General features: G+C 69.5%; 15 protein-coding genes and 1 tRNA gene. 11 read left to right on the forward strand and 5 right to left on the reverse strand.

Going from position 1 to position 18,176, the window contains the following annotated elements; translation table 11 throughout:
* Positions 1-63: 63 nt before the first annotated feature.
* The 8 genes from glp to HCR68_RS12355 all read left to right on the forward strand — a co-directional run bounded on the left by glp (position 64) and on the right by HCR68_RS12355 (position 9,875).
* On the forward strand, positions 64-1,275 hold the full coding sequence (gene glp / locus HCR68_RS12320; protein ID WP_167149902.1) for a gephyrin-like molybdotransferase Glp: 1,212 nt from the start codon (positions 64-66) through the stop codon (positions 1,273-1,275).
* A complete protein-coding gene (locus HCR68_RS12325; RefSeq protein ID WP_167149904.1) occupies positions 1,275-2,063 on the forward strand; it encodes a GNAT family protein in 789 nt (262 codons plus the stop codon). The genes glp and HCR68_RS12325 overlap by 1 nt, the downstream gene beginning before the upstream one ends.
* Positions 2,064-2,335: 272 nt before the next feature.
* Positions 2,336-3,967 carry a hypothetical protein gene (locus HCR68_RS12330; RefSeq protein WP_243859099.1) on the forward strand — a complete coding sequence of 544 codons (1,632 nt, stop codon included), beginning with the start codon at positions 2,336-2,338 and terminating at the stop codon, positions 3,965-3,967.
* Between the two features lie 126 nt (positions 3,968-4,093).
* Positions 4,094-4,169 (forward strand) — tRNA-Ala (locus tag HCR68_RS12335).
* A gap of 461 nt (positions 4,170-4,630) precedes the next feature.
* Entirely contained in the window at positions 4,631-5,920 is a 1,290-nt protein-coding gene (locus HCR68_RS12340) for a polysaccharide deacetylase family protein (RefSeq protein WP_167149930.1), read from the forward strand.
* An 87-nt stretch (positions 5,921-6,007) separates the two neighbouring features.
* Positions 6,008-7,330: a UDP-glucose/GDP-mannose dehydrogenase family protein gene (locus tag HCR68_RS12345; RefSeq protein ID WP_167149908.1), complete on the forward strand. Its 1,323-nt coding sequence runs from the start codon at positions 6,008-6,010 to the stop codon at positions 7,328-7,330.
* Positions 7,331-7,372: 42 nt separating this feature from the next.
* Complete coding sequence (locus tag HCR68_RS12350; RefSeq protein WP_208320605.1) at positions 7,373-8,887, forward strand: glycosyltransferase; 1,515 nt, start codon at positions 7,373-7,375, stop codon at positions 8,885-8,887.
* A gap of 154 nt (positions 8,888-9,041) precedes the next feature.
* On the forward strand, positions 9,042-9,875 hold the full coding sequence (locus HCR68_RS12355; protein WP_167149910.1) for a helix-turn-helix transcriptional regulator: 834 nt from the start codon (positions 9,042-9,044) through the stop codon (positions 9,873-9,875).
* Between the two features lie 65 nt (positions 9,876-9,940).
* On the opposite strand, the gene HCR68_RS12360 is transcribed toward HCR68_RS12355, so the two are convergent.
* The 4 genes from HCR68_RS12360 to HCR68_RS12375 all read right to left on the reverse strand — a co-directional run bounded on the left by HCR68_RS12360 (position 9,941) and on the right by HCR68_RS12375 (position 13,299).
* The gene (locus tag HCR68_RS12360; protein WP_243859101.1) at positions 9,941-10,966 is read right to left on the reverse strand and encodes an alpha/beta hydrolase; all 1,026 of its coding nucleotides are present in this window, start codon (positions 10,964-10,966) and stop codon (positions 9,941-9,943) included.
* Between the two features lie 354 nt (positions 10,967-11,320).
* Positions 11,321-12,178, reverse strand: coding sequence for an NAD(P)H-binding protein (locus tag HCR68_RS12365; RefSeq protein WP_167149912.1), 858 nt, complete (start codon positions 12,176-12,178; stop codon positions 11,321-11,323).
* Positions 12,179-12,314: 136 nt separating this feature from the next.
* Positions 12,315-12,911: a TetR/AcrR family transcriptional regulator gene (locus tag HCR68_RS12370; protein WP_167149914.1), complete on the reverse strand. Its 597-nt coding sequence runs from the start codon at positions 12,909-12,911 to the stop codon at positions 12,315-12,317.
* Between the two features lie 61 nt (positions 12,912-12,972).
* Complete coding sequence (locus HCR68_RS12375; RefSeq protein WP_167149916.1) at positions 12,973-13,299, reverse strand: helix-turn-helix domain-containing protein; 327 nt, start codon at positions 13,297-13,299, stop codon at positions 12,973-12,975.
* A gap of 124 nt (positions 13,300-13,423) precedes the next feature.
* Between HCR68_RS12375 and HCR68_RS12380 the strand changes: the two genes are divergently transcribed.
* The 3 genes from HCR68_RS12380 (at position 13,424) to HCR68_RS12390 (ending at position 17,949) form a co-directional block, all read left to right on the forward strand.
* Entirely contained in the window at positions 13,424-14,671 is a 1,248-nt protein-coding gene (locus tag HCR68_RS12380) for an MFS transporter (RefSeq protein WP_167149918.1), read from the forward strand.
* Positions 14,672-14,749: 78 nt separating this feature from the next.
* The gene (locus tag HCR68_RS12385; protein ID WP_279586998.1) at positions 14,750-15,688 is read left to right on the forward strand and encodes an NAD(P)-dependent oxidoreductase; all 939 of its coding nucleotides are present in this window, start codon (positions 14,750-14,752) and stop codon (positions 15,686-15,688) included.
* A gap of 266 nt (positions 15,689-15,954) precedes the next feature.
* On the forward strand, positions 15,955-17,949 hold the full coding sequence (locus tag HCR68_RS12390; protein WP_167149922.1) for an oligopeptide transporter, OPT family: 1,995 nt from the start codon (positions 15,955-15,957) through the stop codon (positions 17,947-17,949).
* 88 nt (positions 17,950-18,037) lie between these two features.
* Here the strand turns inward: HCR68_RS12390 and HCR68_RS12395 are convergent.
* Positions 18,038-18,176: integrase core domain-containing protein (locus HCR68_RS12395; RefSeq protein ID WP_167148293.1), on the reverse strand; the 139-nt coding region annotated here is incomplete at its 5' end.

Consider the following 18,176-nt stretch of genomic DNA (forward strand, 5'->3'; position numbering starts at 1 on the left):
TCTGATCCATTCGTCCCGGCGGGGCACAGCGCGTGTCGACAACCTGACGGTAACCTGAGTGCCATGAGAACAGTGGCCGAACACCTGGCCGCCTGCCTGGAGATCGCCCAGGCGGCAGCGCCCCTCGACGTGGTCCTCCCCGACGCCGTCGGATGCGTCCTGGCCCAGGACGTCGTCGCCGGAATCGATCTGCCCGCCGTGGACCTGGCCGGCCAGGACGGCTACGCCGTCATCGCCAAGGACGTCGCCGAGGCCGCCCAGAACAATCCGCTCGTGCTCGACGTCGTCGATGCGGTACGCGCCGGGGACATGCGCCCCTGCCACCTCGTGCCCGGGGCCGCGGTCCTCATCGATTCCGGCGCCCCCATGCCGCTGGGAGCCGACGCCGTCATCCCCTGGACGGACACCGACCGCGGTGAGTCCCGCGTCAGCGTCCACCGCGCCGTCGCAGCCGGAGCCAATGTGCGCCGGCGCGCCGAGGACGTGAGCTCCGGAACCACCGTCCTCAAACGGGGGTCGCGCGTCAGCGCCCGCCAGGTCGCGCTCCTGGCCGGCCTCGGGCTGCACCGGGTGCGCGTCCACCCCGCCCCGCGCGTCGTCGTGGTCTCCATCGGTGACGAGCTGGTCGAGCCCGGACAGTCCCGCGAGGCCGGCGACGTCTTCGACGCCAACGGTCACGCCCTGGCCTGCGCGGTCACTGACGCCGGCGGCCAGGCCTTCCGCGTGGCCGCCGTCCCCGATGAGCTGCGCGCCCTGGCCGAGACCGTCGAGGACCAGCTCGTGCGCGCCGACGTCCTCATCACCACCGGGGGCCTGAGCGTCGGCCAGGGCGACACGGTCAAGGAGGTCCTGGCCCCCCTGGGCTCGGTGCGGTTCGACGCCGTCGCCATGTCCCCGGGCCGCCAGCTCGGCGTGGGGACGGTCGAGGGCACCCCGATCTTCTGCCTGCCCGGTGACCCGGTCAGCGCCCAGATCGCCTTCGAGACCTTCGTGCGTCCGGTCCTGCGTCAGATCGCCGGGAGGACCTCCCTGCACCGCTCCAGCCTGCCCGCCACCATCTCCGAGGGCTGGCACTCTCCGGTGGGCAAGCGCGAGTTCGTCCCCGTGCACGTCAGCGGCTCGCCGACCCGCGGCTACCGCGCCGAGCCGACGACACCGCCCGGCACCGTCCGCCTGCACGGCCTGTCCGAGGCCAACGCCATCGCCGTCGTCCCCGAGGACACGAGCACCGTGGTGGCCGGCGACACCCTCCACTGCCTCCTGCTGGACGCCTGATGCCCGCCTCGGCCCCGCAGCAGGAGCCCCGCGACGGCGTCGAGCGGCAGGCCCCGAGCCCCGGGGCCCGGGGCTCCCTGGGCCGGGGGCTGCGGCGGACGGTCGCCGGTCTGCTTCTTGGGGCGGGCTCGTCCGAGCGCTTCGCCTGGCCGGTGCGCCTTGTGCCCGAACCGGCCCGGGAGGGCCCGACCCTCGGAGCACCGGCAGGCCCCGATCGCCCGTCCGTCGTCGTACGTGAGCTCCGAGCCGACGACGAGGAGGACTGGAGGGCGCTGCGGCTGGCGGAGAATGACCGGCTCGCCCCCTGGGAGGCCACCCTGCCGGTGGGCGGCGGAGAGACCCTGAGCGCCTTCCCCGACTTCGTGCGCCGCCAGAAGCGCCGGGCCAGGCTGGGGGAGGCGATGCCCTTCGTCGTCGAGGTCGACGGTGCCTTCGCCGGCCAGGTCGCCGTCGACCCGATCACCTGGGGCGCCACGCGCAGCGCCCAGGTGGGCTACTGGATCGGAGGTGCGTGGCAGGGGCGCGGGATCATGCGTCTGTCGGTGGCCATGGTCCTCGACCACCTCCTGGGGCCGGTCGGGCTGCACCGCGTGGAGATCAATGTGCGCCCCGACAACGAGCGGAGCCTGGCGCTGTGCCGTGGGCTCGGACTGCGTGAGGAGGGGCTGCGCCGCGGCTACATGCACATCAACGGCGCATGGGCCGATCACGTCTCCTTCGCGGCCCTCGCCGAGGAGGTCCACGGACCCGACGGCGTCGGCTTCCAGCAGAGGCTCGCCCGAGGGTGACGATTTCTCACGGCTCGCGCGGGGTGGGGGAGCCGTGCCCGCAGAGGTGCTCGTGGAGCGGCCGGGCGCATCCGAGTGCGTCCGGGTGCATCGCGGTGGCGCGATCGGCCGGCTGGATGAGGCGAGGGAATCGATGCGGAAGAAACGTGTGTGACTGGTGTGATAACAGAGGTGCATTACTGACAGTGTGACGTCTTGAATCCCAGGTATTTCGCAGGAAAACCGGAGTGTTCCTGCGCGGGGAGAAGCCTCTGCGCGCCTACGGTTACGGTGTGGGAATCGAGATCTGGGCCGTCATCGCCCTCTTCACGATTCTCTCCGTGTACCTCCTTCCGTATTTGGTGGGGCGCCGTGAGATGGCACGGCGCTCCAACGTCCAGGACCGCTACTCGGCCGAGCTGCGTGTCCTGGCCACGGGAGCCGCCGCCGTCGAGCGCGACGACACCTGTGCGAGCAGTGGGCATGCGGAGCTCTTTCGACGTCGACCGGAGGTGAGGGTGATGAACAGGCCCGCCGTGAGGAATGTGCGTGCCCTGCGCACCGAGCGCGAGCTCGACCATGCTCGTCAGGTTCACGCCCAGGGGCGTGAGCGCCGCCGGGTCGCCGCCTCGCACCGCGGGGTCGTCGCCAGTGTCCTGCTCGGGGTCTCGCTGGGCGCCTGGGTGCTGGGCTTCGTCACGGCCCTGCCCTGGTGGCCGGCCCTGCTGCCCACTGCGCTGCTGGGGGCATCGATGGTGGCCGGACGTCGGGCCGCCCTGGCCTCCGCCGCGGCGGACCGCCGTGAGCGCCGCCGCATCGCCGAGCTCGAGCACACCCTGGTGACCCTGACCGGCCGACGCTCGTCGGCCTCCGTCGTGGCCGCGCCCCGCTCCGTCGTCGACGGCGCGCGCAGCGCCTCCAGTGCTTCCGGCAGTGCCGGCAGCGCCTTCGGCGTCAGTGCCGCCTCGCCCGCCGCGCCCGCCAGTGAGGCGAGTGCGGCGCAGGATCCCTTCATGGAGCGACTCTCCAGGGAGAGCGCCCAGCGGGCCTCGGCCGGCTCGGCGACATCGGCCCAGGAGGCCGCAGGTACGACGTCCGCCGACGCCGCCACCGAGACCGCCACCGAGGCGGCTGTCCCAGCGGCTCCGGCCGCTGCGCCGGCCGCTGAGACCACCGCGGCGGCCTCCGTGACAGGCACTCAGCCCTCCCGTACCGCCGACTCCGAGGCGGATCGCCTCGCTCGGCTCGATGCCGATCTCGACGCCGAGACCGCCGCGGCCGTGGCCGCCGAGCGCGAGGCGACCCGACGCGCCTCGGTGTACGTGCCCTCGCGCCACGCCGGCAGGGTCTCCCACGACATGCGCGACGCCGTCTCCCGCGACGGCGACGAGGGAAGCTCACCGCGCACCAAGGACTTCGTCGCCTCCCTGTCGACGTCGACCTCCCGGCGCCTGACCGGCTGGGGCAAGCTCTTCGCCGAGGCGAGCGCCATCGAGCAGGAGGCGCAGGCCCAGGAGGCCGCGGCGTCTGCCCCCGCGGCTCCCCCGCGCGCGCGGCAGGCCACTGCTCCGGTCTCTCCGGCGCCCTCCGAACCGGCTCGACCGGCCTCTCGCCCGCAGGCCCCCGCGGCCAGTGCCCCCGTCGAGGCGGAGGAGGTCACCAAGGAGGAGACGACGACGTCAACCCCGCCCCAGGGCTGGCGGCCGGTCCATGTCCCCGCCCCGACCTACACGCTGGCGGCTCGGGCGCCCCGGCGCTCCTACTCCGACCCGGTGGTCGAGCCGGGTGCCTCGGCGCCGGTGCCCGCGCGTCCGCAGACGGCCCGTGCCTACGTTCCCGCTCCGGTGGAGGATGATGAGGAGGAGCTCTTCCACCCCATCGACCTCGATGCCATCCTCGAGGGGCGGCGGGCGGCCGGCGAGTAGTCCTGCCGCGGGGAGCGGGAGACTCCCTCAGGCTGTTGCGGGGCAGGTTCTGGTGCCGGTGGGCGGGTTCACCGCCATCGAACTTGCCAGCACGCCCCGCGGCGATGCTAGGATCAACCCGCACCTGGGGCTATGGCGCAGTTGGTAGCGCGTCTCGTTCGCAATGAGAAGGTCGGGGGTTCGAATCCCCCTAGCTCCACCACATGAGGGTCTGCCCCGCCGAGAGGATCGGCGGGGCAGACCCTTTCCCGTTCCGGGCCGGAGACGTACGAGTCGGTTCCGGGTCCACCGATAGGATCCCGTCACATCGTGGGGTGATGAGTTAAGAGAGGCGAAGTGGCGAGGAGCCGCCGGACGGCGCGCAGTGCCGAGTTGACCGACCTGGTGCACGTTCACCGCGCCGTCGAGTCCGGCCGCAGCACCGGCAAGGTCGTCCTGCTCCCGTGACGACGCAGTGATTTCAATCACTCGAAATCGACGTTGGTCGATGGAAGTGCGCGGATTTGCGCGGACTCCCATGGCCGTCGGCGTGTTGTGGCAACCGGCCGGGATGGGGATGTTGCCCCTAACGCGATCGGTGCCGGCCGTCCGGTGCGTATCCTGGAACAGAAACCAACCAAGTGGACTGTTAACTGGAGAAGCACCGTGCTGCAGCATGATCGGATGGGCCGTCGTAATTTTCTGATGGGCGGTCTCGCCTTGGCTGCCTCGAGCACACTTTTACCCGAGGCAATGCAGCTCACGGCCCATGCCTCTCCCGTCCTCCCAGCAGCGCCGGCCGCCGGCCCTCCCATACGGCAGCCGCAGGCGGTGCTCTCCGACATGCAGGACCCGCGCGCCTGGGTCCTCTCCTCCGACGACGGCTCCATACGGCCCGACACCTCCACCTACTCCCACGGGACCCAGTCGCTGGAGATCACCACCACTGACGATCCCGACCGACCCACCAGCGCCGACCTCGCCCTGGTGGGCGTCGACATGACCGACTGCCAGTGGGACCTGTGGCTTCGCGCTGAGGACTACCGGCAGATCGGAAGCATCCTGCTCGAGCTCGGCGGGGACGGCGAGGACTGCCTGCGCCTCGACGTCGCTCCCGACATGCGCACGCTGCGCACCGGGACCTGGTGCCGGGTCACTGTCAACCGCGCCGCGACGCGCTCCGTCGTCGGCAGCCCACTGCTGGAGCGGGTGACGAGGGTGAGGCTGAAGGTCGTCCCCGAATCCGACTCGTCCCCGAGCCGGATCTGGCTCGGGTACCTGGCCACCCTGCCCTCGGCCGACAGCGGCATCGTCTCCATCTCCTTCGACGACGGCTACGACAGCGACTACGACACGGCCCGGGGCATCATGCAGCGCTACGGCATCCCCGCGGGAACCTCCTACGTCATCGCCGACAAGGTCGGGTTGCCGGGCCGTATGAGCAACGACCAGCTTGCCGAGATGCGAGAGGTCCATGGCTGGGACATCGCCGCTCACGCCTCGGCAGATCTCACCACGCTCGACGAGCCGGGGGTGCGCAAGGAGTTCGGGACCATCAGGGCCTTCCTCCTGGACCACGGGTATCGCGACGGCGCCGCCCACTTCGCCCTGCCCATGGGCCGTTACAACGAGCTCGTCCTGCGCGTGTCCCAGGACTACTTCAACTCGCTGCGCACCATCGACGTCGCCCCGGAGACCCTCGCGCCGGGGGACCCGTACCGGCTGCGCGTCTTCTACTGCGGTGCCTACACCACCGAGGAACAGGTGGAACGGACCCTGGCCAAGTGCCGGGAGCACCGTTGCTGGACCCACATGGTCTTCCACCGGGTCGATAAGGACCCCGACGACGCACCCGAGTCGGTGGGGGCCGCCAGCTTCAAGCGGTTCATGAAACGCGTGGCTGAGTCCGGCCTGCCCGTCAAGACGGTTTCGGAGGTCATGCGCAGTCAGGCGCCCGCCCCCGCCCCGGACTGAGGCCGACGTCGCGCGCCGCCCCGGGCACCCATCCCCAGTCCTCCCTTCCGACCTTCCCGAATCGCCTGATACGGATGGATTGACTGCATGAACATCACTGTCATCGGTTGCGGCTACCTTGGAGCCGTCCACGCCTGTGCCATGGCCGAGCTGGGTCACCGCGTCGTCGGTGTCGACGTCGACCAGGACAAGGTCGACGCCCTCGCCCAAGGGCGGGCCCCCTTCCATGAGCCGGGATTCACCGAGATCCTGCGACGACGGATCGAGGCAGGCGGACTGATGTTCACGACCGACTTCTCGGCGATCTCCGGGGCGCAGGCCCACTTCATCGCCGTCGGTACGCCGCAGGGCCCCGATGGGGCCGCGGACCTGACCTACGTTGACGCCGCCGTTGAGGCGATGAGGCCGTACCTGGGGGCGTGCCTCGACGGCGACGAGGTCGTCGTGGGCAAGTCGACCGTCCCCGTGGGCACGGCCGCCCGTCTGGCCCCGACCATCGCCGCCTCAGGAGCCCTCCTGGTCTGGAACCCCGAGTTCCTGCGTGAGGGGTTCGCCGTCGAGGACACCTTGAACCCCGACCGCATGGTCTACGGTCTGCCGGAGGAGCCGGCCGGCGCCGAGCGCGCCACGGCCGTGCTGGACGAGCTCTACGCTCCCATCATCGAGTCGGGAACGCCCCGACTCGTCATGGACTACGCCACCGCCGAGCTGGTCAAGATCAGTGCCAACGCCTTCCTGGCCACGAAGATCTCCTTCATCAACGCCATGGCCAGCGTGTGCGACGCCGCCGGTGGGGACGTCACCGCGCTGGCCCGGAGCATCGGGATGGACGCTCGGATCGGCGGTCGTTTCCTGCGGGCGGGGATCGGCTTCGGCGGCGGCTGCCTGCCCAAGGACATCCGCGCCTTCCGGGCCCGGGCCGATGAGCTCGGCGTCGGCGAGGCGCTGAACTTCCTCGCCGAGGTGGACCAGATCAACGAGGACGCCCGCCACCAGACCCTGGACAAGGCCAGGAGCATGCTCGGCGGTTCGGTGAACCGGGCGCGCGTGGCGGTGCTCGGCACGACCTTCAAACCCAACAGCGATGACATGCGGTGCTCGCCCGGCCTGGCCATCGCCGCCGAGCTGGCTGACGAGGGCGCCCGGGTGGTTGTGACCGACCCCGCTGCCGCACCGATCCTCGCCCATGACGACGATCTGCCCTACGACGTCGCGGCCGATCTTGAGGAGGCGCTGACCGCGGCTGACCTGGTCCTCCTGGCGACCGAGTGGGACCAGTACACCCGGTGCGACCCCTCCTGGGCGGCTGCCCTCGTCGACAGGCGCAACGTCGTCGACGGACGTAACGCCTTGGACCCCGAGGCGTGGCGGAGGGCGGGCTTCGCCTACGCCGCTGTCGGCTCTCGGTAGCCGCTGCGGCCATCAATCCCTTCGACACGGAAGGACTGGCGCATGCCCTGGTCATTCGGATTCTTCGTCATGCTCGGCTGCCTTCTCATCCTTCTGGCCTGCCTCGCGGTCAAGACGCTGTTCAAGCGCGGGATGGACCTTAAAGCAGTGCGGGTCCGCAGCGCGGGAGGCCGTCGGGTGGTCACTGTGCGAACGCCTGTGGCGACGCGGGCCGAGGCGCAGCGCTGCGCGGACGACACCGGGATGCCGCGGGCGCTCATGGGGATCAGTCGTCCCTCGCCCGCCATCATGGTCACTGTGGGCCTGGCCGGCTGGCTGTCCTGGCGAGTGCTGGTCAGCCGGCACCACGTCCTGGACCCGTGGGCCGTGTGGACCTTCGACCTCCTCTTCCTCCTCGTCGCCGTCCAGCTGGTGCTGGCCTGCTTCGAGGGGCGCGTGGTCGGCGGGGGTGAGGCGTATCGGGTCGCCGTGCTCATCCCGCTCTACAACGAGGACCCCGACGTCGTGGTGCGGATGCTCTCCGCCCTGCTGAACCAGAGCTTCCCGCCGGCCGAGATCCACGTCGTCGACGACGGCTCCACCCAGGGCTCCTACCTGGAGCAGCGGGACTGGTTCATCGAGCAGGCCGCGGTCAGCGGCATCTACGCCACCTGGCAACGGACTGCCAACGAGGGCAAGCGTCACGCTCAGGTCCATGGCTTCAGGAAGATCCGCGACGCCGACCTGTTCGTGACCGTCGACTCCGACTCCATGCTCGACGCCGAGGCCCTGCGCGAGATCGTCCAGCCCTTCAGTGACCCCCGGGTCATGTCGGTTGCCGGCGTCATCCTGGCGATCAACAACCGGGAGAACCTCCTGGCACGGGTGACCGACGTGATCTTCGTGGGGCAGCAGCTCGTCGACCGCGCCTTCATGTCTCAGCTCGGGTCGGTGATGGTCAACTCCGGTGGTCTGGCCGCCTACCGGTGCAGCATCCTGGCTGAGAACATCGACGTCTACATGAACGAGAGGTACCTGGGGCGGCACGTGGAGTTCTCCGACGACTCCATGCTGACGCTCTTCGCCCTGCTCCACGGCAGGACCGTCCAGCAGCCCTCGGCCTTCGCCTTCGCGTGGATGCCCGACCGGTGGAGCCACCACTACCGCCAGCAGGAGCGCTGGTTCCGCGGCTCCTTCATCCGCGGACTCTGGCGCATCCGCTTCCTGCCGCTCCTCTCATGGGGGTGGTGGAGGCAGGCCACCGGCTGGATGCAGATCTGGGCGGTGTCCTCGGTGTTCGTCTACCTGGTGCTCTGGCGTCCGCTCGCCACCGGCAACGGCGTTCCTCTCGCGGTGGCGCTGGTGCCCCTCATGATCGGGCTGGCCCAGAACTCGAGGTACCTCAACGTGTGGCGGTCGGACACCACCGGCTTTCAGAGGCGCGTGAGCCTCATCCTGTCTCCGGCGGCGACGCTCTGGTCGGCGCTCATCCTGCGACCCCTGCGGGTGTGGGGCATGGTCACCAGCTGGAAGATGGGGTGGAACACCCGTCAGCAGGTCGAGGTCACCTCTCGGTGAGCCGGCAGTCGGCCGCGTGTCCCGGAAGGGCCTGCCTGGCGACATCCGATCGCTTGGCCGCGTCGGGCCGGGTGCCCCGCGTCGTCGGCGGATGATCGTATCGGTGTACTGCCGGTTCCTCAGAAGGTCGTGGTCGTGGGGCTACTGTGTTGCGATGAGCTATCGGATGGAGATGGAGGCCGCCGAGTTCCTGCGCACGCGTAGGGACCGCATCGCCCCGGGGCAGGTGGGGCTGGCCGGCGGTGGGCGCCGTCGGGTTCCCGGACTGCGCCGCGAGGAGGTCGCCATGCTCGCGGGCATCAGCGTCGAGTACTACTCCCGGATGGAGAGGGGTGACCTCGACGGCGTGTCCCTGGAGGTGCTCGATGCCCTCGCCCGCGCCCTGAGGCTCGATGAGGCCGAGACGGACCATCTCCACGACCTCGCCCGTACCGCCGGGCCGCTGCCGCGGTGGCGCCAGCCTCAGGAGCGGACGGTCAGGCCCAGCCTGCAACGGTTCCTCGACTCGGTGACGGAGACACCCATGTGGGTGCGGGACCGGCGCCTGGACTTCGTCACGGCCAACCCCATGGGGCGCGCGCTGTTCGCGTCCATGCTGGACGATCCCGTCAGCCGGGGCAACACGGCCCGGTTCACCTTCCTCAACCCCGCCTCACGGGAGTTCTTCCCGGACTGGGAGGACAGTGCCGACGGCGTCGTGGCCACGATGCGCACCTACCTCGGCCAGAACCCGCAGGATAAGAGGCTGAGCGACTTGATCGACGAGCTGGTCGCGCGCAGTGAGGCGTTCCGACGCCGGTGGGTCGAGCACAATGTGCGCCACCACCGCACCGGCATCAAGCGGATGCACCACCCGGTGGTCGGCGACCTGGAGCTGACCTACGAGGCGATGGACTTTCCGGCCAACCCGGACTGGTTCCTGTTCGCCCTGACTGCGGAGCCGGACTCACCGACCGAGCAGAGGCTCAGGGCCCTGGTCGGTCGGTGAGTCCGGCTCCGATCGATGCCTCGTCGTCGAGACGAGTCCGCTGAGAACCGCTGATAACCTCGCGGTCAGACGGTCCGGCCGTAGAACTCGACCAGCTTGCCGACGGCGGCGTTCACGTACTCGTCGACCCAGTAGGTCTCGATGTGCTGGGCGCCCTCGATGAGGAACAGCTCCTTGTCCTCGGTCCCGGTCGCCTTCGCGATCGCGTCCTCGCTCATGTAGCGGGTGTCGGCGACGCTTCCCGCGATCATCAGCAGCGGCACGTCGATGAGGTCGATCTGATCCGTGGCGTCCCACGTCATCAGGTCCAGCAGGCTGCTCGCCGTGTAGCGGGGGTTGGCGCTGGGGCACACGTGCGTCTTGCCGTAGTACTCGAAGCCCTGACGGTAGAGGGGGAAGGGCAGGGCGGCGATCTGCTCGTCGGTGAGAACCGCGTCCCCGAGGTAGGTGATCTCCCCGCCGGCGGCCTCCTGGGCGCGTGCCTGGGAGGCCTGGCGGAGCCGCTCCTGGACGGTGTCCAGCTGCGAGTCCTGCAGCCCGTTGCGGCGCACCAGGCCGGAGTTGAACATGCTCACCGTGGCCACGGAGCGGAAGCGCTTGTCCGACTTGACGGCGTTGATGGTGTATCCGCCTCCGCCGCAGATGCCCAGGGCGCTCAGCCGCTCGGCGTCGACGCCGGGGAAGGTGGCGATGAAGTCGGCCATGCCGTGGATGTCGTCGGTGCGGTAGAAGGGCTTGTCCGTGTTGCGCGGCTCGCCCCCGCTACTGCCCTGGTAGGCGGCGTCCGCGGTGATCGTGATGTAGCCCTGCTCGGCCAGGCGCTGCGCGTAGCGGCCGGCGACCTGCTCCTTGGTGCCGCCGTTGGGGTGCGCCACCGTGATCGCCGGGTAGCTGCCGGCAGGGTCGTATCCGGCAGGGGTGTACACGTTCGCGGCGATCTCCAGCCCGCGCAACGTGTAGGTGACCGGGTGGATGGCGACCCGACCCGGCTCGTTCGCGGTGATCGCGTCCTCGTAGACCAGGCCGAAGGGGTTGTCCCGGTAGTCCAGTACCGGTGCCTGGCGGCCTGCGTCCGATCGAGTGCTGCTCAACTGACATCTCCTTGGCTCATCGACTCCTGTGGACCTTGAGGCCCCGGGCCACCCTACTGCCGTTCGCGCAGTGGAAGGGGGAACTGCTGTTACACCCCTGGCTTGCAGGGCAATTCCGTCAAGAGCGGTATTCAGGGCATGAGCCAGCGCCGGGGTGTCCATAGGAATGACATTGGACCCCCAGCCCACAAATTCGATCCGGCGGATCGGCGTGATTCCAACGATCTTCCCGCCCTTCGCGAGCCGGGACCCTTCTAATGTCATTTCTGTGGACACTGAAGGACTGACGCGCTCGCCGCAGACCGAGGAATACAGCGACCATGCAGCGGACACTCCAATGAATAGGCCTTCGTCTCACATGAATCTCGCGTAGAAGTCCGCCAGGTGGTGGGTGCCCGTTGTCGGGGCCACGCAGTCGTGCAGCATGTTCCAGGTCGTGAACCGGGCGGTGTCGGCCAGGCGGGGGCTGAACAGCGCCATCAGTCTCAGCGTCGGCGGAAGCACCCACGTCGGGACGGTGAGGATGCGCGGCCGCTTCCCGACGGCGTCGAAGGCCAGGTGCGCCAGCTCGCGCCAGGTGAGGACGTCCGGCCCGCCGACGTCCCACGCGCCGGGCCGTCCCTCCTCCATCCGGTCGACGACGTAGGCCGCCAGGTCCGCCCCGTGGATCGGGTTGATCCGCACCTCCGGGCGGAAGATCGTCACCACTCCTCGCCTGGCCATGGCCGGCACCTCCATCATGTCGGAGAAGTAGGCCGACGGGTTGATGACCTGAGAGCTGATTGCCGCATCCGTCAGTGTCTGCACGAAGGCGGACTTCGCCCGCGTCAGCTGGGCGGGGCAGTGCTCCCCGCCCAGGACGTTGATATAGGTGAAGGAGCTCGCCTCGTGGCGCAGTGCTGATTTCAGGATGGCCAGGTTCGCGAGGTTGTCGATCCTCCACGGATCGGCCTTCTGGTGCGTCACCCCCAGGGCGGAGACGGCGTGCTCGACGTCGGCCGCGAGATCCCGGGTGAATGCGGGGTCGGTGACGTCCCCGACGACCCACTCGTCCACCAGGCCATCCAGAGATGGCGAGTCCCACGGCCCTTCCCGGCGGGCGCGCGCCCGATCCCGCACCGCGGCCCGTACCGAGTGTCCGCGGTCGTGAAGCTCCGAGACGATGTACCGGCCGAGGTATCCGGTCGCCCCGGCGACAAGAGCACTCCCCATCTCGCACTCCTCCTGGACCTCGATGTCACCCTGAACAGTGGGGATGAAACATGATAGGCATTTATGGACAATGTTGTCTATAAATGAGGAGCGGGTTGGGTTCTGCGGCGGTCGCCTGGACGGTGCCGTCCGGGTGCTACGGCGCCCCGAACAGGCGCGTCAGAAGGATGTGCGTCAGCTCGCGCGCATCCGCTCCTTCGCCGGAGTGCGAGGCCAGCCATCTGTCGAGTGTGGCGGCGACGCTCCATACGAGCTCAACGTGCAGATCCTCGGGGAGGTCGTCGTCGAGCACTCCCAGATCGCGACCCTTGTGGACGACCTGTGTGCACCATGCTCGGGCGGATCTCTCGAATCCTGCTCGTGAGGCGCATGGCGGGGCGTCCTGCATGTGAAAGAGCGTCGCGATCGTCGCCAGGTCCTCATCGTGGCCGGCCGCCGCCAGCTCGTCGAAGAGGGTGAGGATTTCGGGCCAGAAGGACTTGGCGGTCAGTGTCTCGGGATTGGGCGGATGTACCTGCTCGGCGAGCAGGGTCAGTCCGTCGGCGAAGGCCGCGTCGAACAGGGCGGTCTTGTCCGAGAAGAAGTAGTAGAAGGAGCTGCGGGGGAACTCGGCTGCCGAGAGGACCTCGCTCAGCGAGGCTCCGGTGTACCCGTGGTGAGCAAAAGCCCTACGAGCCGCTTGCATGAGCCGGCGCCGTCGGGTCGGGTTGATCGGCTTACGGGGTCTGGCCATCTCTCGTCTCGCAGGTTGCCGCGGTTCGTCCTGACGTCGTCAGGCTACTCGCCCGGGCGGCTCAGTCCGGCCACTGGCCCTTGCCCGCGGGAAGGCCGACGGCGGCCAGCAGTCCCGGGAAGCGCTGCTCAATGACTCCGTCGCGCCGGGTGATGCGCCGGTGCTTGCCCTCTCTCTCGGTGTGCATGAGCCCGGACTCGCGCAGCACCCGGAAGTGATGAGACATCGTGGACTTGACGACGTCGTAGCTCAGGTCCCCGCAGTACAGGGGGCCGTCGGCCGCGATCCGCCGCAGGACGTCGCGGCGGATGGGGTCCGATAGCGCCCCCAGGACGACGTCCAGGGAGATCTCGCCCGCCTCGGGGTGGAAGAGTTCCCTGTCCTTCACTGCGCTCCCGTCCGCCTTGCCGCTTGCCTTGTCACTGCTGTCCCGGCGCCTGTGACCGGACTTGACACGGCCAGCATCTCCTACGATTCTTAGTACGTCAAACATCGAACTAAGGAGGTTGGAGATGACAGGGACGAGAGAGACGGCTGAGACACCCGGTGAAGCGCCGCGTGCGCCCGAGGGCGGTGAGGCGCCGCCCCCGGCAGGCACCCGCGTCTCCACCATGGGCTGGTTGTCCTTCTTCACCATGTTCGTCATCGGGACCGACACCTTCCTCGTCGCTCCGCTGCTGCCCCTGCTTCAGCGCGAGCTCGACGTTCCGCTGTCCCGAACGGGCTGGTTGGTCTCCGCCTACGCCCTGGGGTACGCGCTGTTCGCCCTCGTGGCCGGTCCCGTCTCGGACCGCCACGACCGACGTCGGGTCATCCTCTCGGGCCTGGCGGCCTTCGCCGTCCTGACCTGCGCGTGCGGCCTGGCCTGGAGCTTCTGGAGCATGGTCGCCGCCCGGTTCTTGGCCGGAGTGAGCGCGGCCTTCGTCAGCTCCCAGATCTGGGCCTCCATCCCGATGACGGTGCCTCGGCCCTCGATCATCAGGGTGATGGGTTACGCGACCGCGGGGCTGGCGGTTGCCCAGGTCGCCGGCGTGCCGATCGGCTCCTACCTGTCGGTCAGAGGATGGCAGCTGCCGTTCTTCATCGTCGCGGCGGCCGGTGTCATCCTGTGGGGACTCCTCTGCGCCGCCTTCCCCCACGTGAGGCCGGCGGGGGACCCGCCCGACGTCGTCGGCTCCTACCGCAGGGTCTTCGGCTCGCGGGTACTGTCCTGGTCCCTGCTGGCCTACCTCGTCTTCCAGGCGGGCAACTACGTCTCCTTCTCCTTCATCGGCTCCTGGCTGGCCAAGGACTTCGGCGCCTCGCAGACCGCCATCGGAAAGGCCATGATGGTGATCGGACTGGGAACGGCGCTGGGGTCGTTGCTCGGCCCGCGGCTCGTTGCGAGGATAGGCGAGAGACGGTCGCTGTGGGCGGGCATCATCACCCAGGGCGCCTTCTACCTCTTGGCGGCCACGATGCCCGTCATCGTGCCCACCATGTGGGGCGCCGTCGCCGCCTTCACCGCCGCCCTGGTCGTGGCCGGCTTCCTCCTGCCCATCCTCATGGGGCAGCTTCAGGCGCACGCCGGCCAGGCGCGCGGAACCGTCTCCTCACTGTCCAACACCGCGATGTACCTGGGCGCCACCATCGCCGGCGCGATCGGCGGCGGGCTTCTCTCCCGAGTCCCCGGCTTCTGGGGCCCGGGCGCCGTCACCGCCGCAGCGTTCCTCCTGGCCATCGCCGTTTACGGGATCGCCGGCGCCCTGGCGTCCGAGTGAGGCGAGCGCCTATCGTCGTCGGTAAGGACGGCGGCGGGCCCACCCCTGCGTGCCGACGCGCACCCGGGCCGGCCTCCGATTGACCCGTGGGTCAGGACAGGACGATCAGAGACGATCAAAGGGAGAAGCATGTCTCAGCTGACGGTGGCCGTACTCGGCACGGGAATCATGGGCTCGGCGATGGCCCGCAACATCGCGGGCGCCGGCCACGCCGTGCGCGCCTGGAACCGCACGATCTCGCGTGCCGAGCCCCTGGCCGAGGACGGCATCGAGGTCGCCCCCACCGCCGCCGCCGCGGTGGACGGCGCCGACGTCGTCATCACCATGCTCTTCGACGGCGCCGCCGTCGCCGAGGTCATGCGTGAGACCGCCCCCGCCATGCGGCCCGGCGCCGCCTGGCTGCAGATGACCACGGTCGGCCCCGACGACGTCACCGCCCTGGCCGCCATCGCCGAGTCCGCCGGGGTCCTCTTCTACGACTCGCCCGTCTCCGGCACCCGCCAGCCCGCCGAGTCCGGCACCCTCGTCATCATGACCGCCGGCCCCGCCACGGGACGCGACCTCGTCACCCCGGTCCTGGACGCCGTCGGGTCGCGCACCGTGTGGACCGGCGACGACGGCGGCGCCGCCACCTCCACCCGCCTCAAGCTGGTCGTCAACTCCTGGGTCATCGCCGTGTCCAACGCCGCCGGCGAGATCGTCACCCTGGCCCAGGCGATCGGCGTGCCCCCGGCCCAGTTCTTCGAGGTGCTCGACGGCGGCCCCCTGGATCTGCCCTTCCTGCGCATCAAGGCCGACCTCGTCGAGCGCAGCGCCCTGAGCCCGGCCAACTTCGCCGTCGACACCTCCGGTAAGGACGCCCATCTCATCCTCGACCTCGCCCGCGATGCGGACCTGCGCCTCGACGGCATGGAGGCCTTCTCCGCCCGGCTCGACCGCGTCGCGGCCGCCGGCCACGCCCACGAGGACATGGCCGCCTCCTACCTGGCCGGACTCAAGGACAGTGAGCCGGCGTAGCCCCGCCTCCGACCCGCCTGCGGCAGGCGCCTCGGTCTCACCGATCTCGACAAAAACTTCATAGAAGACACGGCTCCGCGTCATCTATGAAGTTTTTGTTGTTCTCGAGCTCAGGTGAGTCCTGGGACAAAGATCCGGCAGTGCGAGCCCTCGTTCGGCTGAATGCCAGGCCTGATCTGACCTGCACGGAACGGACCGCTTCCGGTCGATTTCGATAGTGGTGCTACTCTCCCCCCGGAATCATCCCGACATCGAGAGATCTCACCATGTCCACAACCTCCACAACCGGCTCCGCGCCGGCCGAACCGTCCAGCACCGGTTCCAGCCCGGTCAAGGAGCTGACGATCCGCGGCATCGTCATCGGCGGCGTCATCACGCTCGTCTTCACCGCCGCGAACGTCTACCTCGGCCTCAAGGTGGGGCTCACCTTCGCCACCTCCATCCCGGCCGCGGTCATCTCCATGGCGATCCTGCGCCGTTTCTCCGATCACACGATCCAGGAGAACAACATCGTCCAGACGATCGCCTCGGCGGCCGGGACACTGTCCGCCATCATCTTCGTCCTGCCCGGGCTCATCATCGTGGGCTGGTGGACCGGCTTCCCCTACCTCCAGACGGTCCTGGTCATCATCCTGGGCGGCATCCTCGGCGTCACCTACTCGATCCCGCTGCGGCGCGCGCTCGTGACCAACTCCGACCTGCCCTATCCCGAGGGCGTGGCCGGCGCCGAGGTGCTCCGCGTGGGCGACACCAGCGAGGGCGCCGAGGAGTCCAGCCGCGGACTGGGCATCATCGTGCGTGGCTCCATCGCCTCGGCCGCTCTCTACTTCCTCAACGCCCTCAAGGCCATCAGCGTCGAGATCTCCGGGGTCTTCCGGGTCGGCTCCGGCGCCACCATGATGGGCACCTCCCTGTCCCTGGCCCTGGCCGGCGTGGGCCACCTGGTCGGCATCGGCGTCGGCATCGCCATGATCGTCGGACTGCTCATCTCCTACGGCGTGCTGCTGCCGGTGCGCACCTGGGGCGGCGCCGCCTCCGCCCCCGACCTCGCGGACTTCGTGAGCACCACCTTCGCCAGCGAGGTGCGCATCGTGGGTGCCGGCACCATCGCCATCGCCGCCATCTGGACCTTCCTGAAGATCCTCGGCCCCATCGTCTCCGGCATCCGCGAGTCCCTGGCCTCCAGCGCCAGGCGCGACGCCGGCCAGGAGATCCCGCTGACCGAGCGCGACCTGTCGATGAAGACGGTCATCGGCGTCACCGTGGGCTCCATGCTGCCCATCGGCGTGCTCCTGTGGCTGTTCCTGCACGGGACCTCCATGGCCCACCACACGGCGGGGCTCATCATCGCCTCCATCCTGTTCATCCTGCTGACCGGCCTGGTCGTGGCCTCGGTGTGCGGCTACATGGCGGGCCTCATCGGCTCCTCCAACTCGCCGATCTCCGGGGTGGGCATCCTCGTGGCCGTCTCCGCGGCGGCGCTCGTGCGCACCATCGCCACGTCCTCCTCGCCTGACGACGTGCGCACCCTGGTGGCCTACACCCTGTTCGTCACCGCGGTCGTCTTCGGCGTGGCCACCATCTCCAACGACAACCTCCAGGACCTCAAGACCGGCCAGCTCGTCGACTCCACCCCCTGGAAGCAGCAGGTGGCCCTCGTCATCGGCGTCGTCTTCGGCGCCATCGTCATCCCGCCGGTGCTCAGCCTCATGCAGGGGGCCTTCGGCTTCGCCGGCGCCCCCGACGCCGGCCCCGACGCCCTGGCCGCGCCCCAGGCCAACCTCATCAAGCACCTCGTCCAGGGCGTCCTCGGCGGCGACCTCAACTGGAGCCTGCTGGGGCTGGGCGCCCTCATCGGCGCCGTCGTCATCGCCATCGACGAGATCCTGCGCCGTACCAGCAAGTACTCCCTGCCGCCGCTCGCCGTCGGCATGGGCATGTACCTGCCCACCGCTGTCACTGTCATGATCCCGATCGGTGCGGCCCTCGGTCACTTCTACGACCGCTGGGCCCAGCGCACCGCCAACCCCGAGCGGGCCAAGCGCATGGGCACGCTCATGGCCACCGGCCTCATCGTCGGTGAGAGCCTGGCCGGTGTCATCTACGCCGGCATCGTCGTGGCCTTCGGCGGCAAGGAGGACCCGCTGGCCATCATGCCCGAGGGCTTCGCCGGCGTCGCTCCCTGGGTTGGCGTGGTGCTGTTCATCGGCACCCTGTGGTACCTCTACCGGGGTGCCCGACAGGAGAGCACCCGCGACTGAGACCCTGTCCGGCTCCATCCGGATCCGCCTGATCGGCTTCTCATCGCCGTCGATCCTCCCGACCGTCCTCGCGGCCGCCGTCCCTGCACTAGATGTACTTCCCTGTGAGGTTGTGAACGCGGCTGGCGGGGGTTTGGCCGTTCAGGGCGGTGTGGGGTCGGTGGTGATTGTAGTGGTGGAGCCAGGTCTGGTAGGCGGCCTCGCGCTGGGTCTGGCTGGTGTAGGTG

The organism is Actinomyces sp. ZJ308 (assembly GCF_011752065.1).
GTDB lineage: Bacteria > Actinomycetota > Actinomycetes > Actinomycetales > Actinomycetaceae > Actinomyces.